This window comes from Salicola sp. AFF1 (assembly GCF_056783195.1).
Window position 1 is genome coordinate 1 of record NZ_JBXAYL010000093.1, and the last position, 1,531, is coordinate 1,531.

Consider the following 1,531-nt stretch of genomic DNA (forward strand, 5'->3'; position numbering starts at 1 on the left):
TTCAACCGTTTCCTTTATCATTCAGTGAATAAAGGTTTATTATAAATCATGTTCGGCTACTTTTGAATCCCTTAGTAAATATCAGCCTATTCAGTAACAGTATTATTTTGAACATGCCAAATAGGTTTCTTAGCTCTGCATTCGTTTCTTTCTTCGATTCAAATCACATATAATCGCGATAATAAAAAGACAAATACCTAAAATCGTCATAATCATCCCGCTAGCCGTGAAAACCCACGCACATAGAAGAAATATAATTATGGTAACAAACTCCGACAATTTGGCGTTTTTTTGTAGAACCCAGCCAGCCAGAACTTCTAGAAAAATAAATACAACTATGAATGCCCCCCCCCATATCCAAGCCATCAATCTTCACCACTCCTCTCAGAGTTCATCCCGTCATTTATGTCCCTAATACCTTTAACCACACCAACGGAATCCCCAGCCCTAAGGATATTATTACTTGTATAAAAAGCTGGCATATTAGTGCTATAGGTTAGTGCTGAAGTTCCCCATTCAGAAGAGTTCACAACCGTGTTTACGGGTATAGTATTAGCGCGGAATATCGATCCTAAACCAACCGAGCTTCTTGCAATATCACCATAATCCTCGTTTCCGAAGTAGAACTCGCCAGCATTTTCATATGCTTGACCTAAATAATCATAATCCTTATCAGTTCCATAAAAGTAATTTGAGACATCACTCATACCACCTGCGTACGTAGAGGCTCCATCCATCATCAGGTACCCTCCAGTGATCTTTCCCCCGGGAACTTTGCTTATTATCCATCCAGAGTATACCCCAAGCTCACCTAGGAGCATTCTTCCTGCTGCCATGCCGACTTCCTGCACCCCGCTCGCATATCCCGACCAAAATTCACCGTCAGTTAAAGCCCCAACTATTGAAGGCTCTGGCGGAAGTTCTGAAACGCTTGGAGCGGGTGTTCCAGCCCCCAGTGGTGGTGCCATACCTAAAGCCAAAGATGCGGCTAGGACCGGTGTGAGACATTTGTTTGAGAGACAGCTTAGACCCAAAGGGTCTATATAATCTAGAGGGTTTGGCGTGTAACGATAACTATTAAGTCCACCCTTGATTCCCAGTGGATCTGGCGTCAGATACCGCCCACATTTCGCATCATAATCTCTAAACCGATTATTATGCAGACCCGTCAGCTCATCTTCGAACTGCCCCGGCAGCCGTATGGGTTGATGGATAGGGCCTTGGGGTGTATCAGGGTCGCAGCTACCCCAGGCATCCGAATTTGCCTCCCAAACTCGCCGACCTTGCTCGCTCCATAACCGGATCGGCATCCCTCGCCAATCGAGTTCATAGTAGTACGACTTGCCATTGATTAGTGTCAGTAACGGATCATCGGTATATGGGTCCCGAATGTAGTATTCAGCGAACCCAGACGCGATTCTGGCCGCATCAGCGCTAACCCATTGATGCGGTTCTTGTTTTAAGAAGCGCCCGTTAAAGGGGTCGCTTTTGAGCCCAGAGGCGCTTTTTCGCCTTAGCGGCGGGGTTTTCA

1 protein-coding gene and 1 pseudogene are annotated in these 1,531 nt (G+C 45.7%); both read right to left on the reverse strand.

Going from position 1 to position 1,531, the window contains the following annotated elements; translation table 11 throughout:
- Positions 1-365: 365 nt before the first annotated feature.
- Complete coding sequence (locus AC1RQI_RS16825; RefSeq protein WP_481905766.1) at positions 366-968, reverse strand: hypothetical protein; 603 nt, start codon at positions 966-968, stop codon at positions 366-368.
- A 69-nt stretch (positions 969-1,037) separates the two neighbouring features.
- Positions 1,038-1,418: pseudogene (locus AC1RQI_RS16830) on the reverse strand (RHS repeat-associated core domain-containing protein); the annotation flags it as partial.
- Between the last annotated feature and the right edge of the window lie 113 nt (positions 1,419-1,531).

Excerpts from the sequence above, each read along its gene's own strand:
- AC1RQI_RS16825 (WP_481905766.1), bottom strand. The coding sequence starts at position 968 with ATGGCACCACCACTGGGGGCTGGAACACCCGCTCCAAGCGTTTCAGAA.